This is a genomic window from Peribacillus sp. SIMBA_075 (genome assembly GCF_046534585.1).
In genome coordinates, this window is record NZ_JAWRYN010001397.1 from 1 (window position 1) to 243 (window position 243).

Annotated in this window: 1 protein-coding gene; it reads left to right on the forward strand. The window is 71.2% G+C overall.

The window, feature by feature from the left end; genetic code table 11:
• On the forward strand, positions 1-243 hold a 243-nt coding region (locus tag SB775_RS32925; protein ID WP_410865490.1), incomplete at both ends, for a hypothetical protein.

Here is a 243-nt window from a genome sequence, read left to right on the forward strand (position 1 = left end):
CGGCGGCAAGAACCTCCTCAACACTGTGCTGCAGAGTGTGCAGGCGTCGACGTCCAGCCGGCTGGTGGCGGCCTATCGGGTGCCCGGGCAGGACACGGGCGTGCTCGCACCGCCCGACCGCGGCAGCCCCGCCATGAACTCCGTCATCTCGGACGAGCTGCGGGCCAAGGTGCAGAGCGGAGGGACGAAGCAGTTCTACCAGTCGGTCGCGCTCCCGGCGGGCACCGGCGACACCGATCCCGG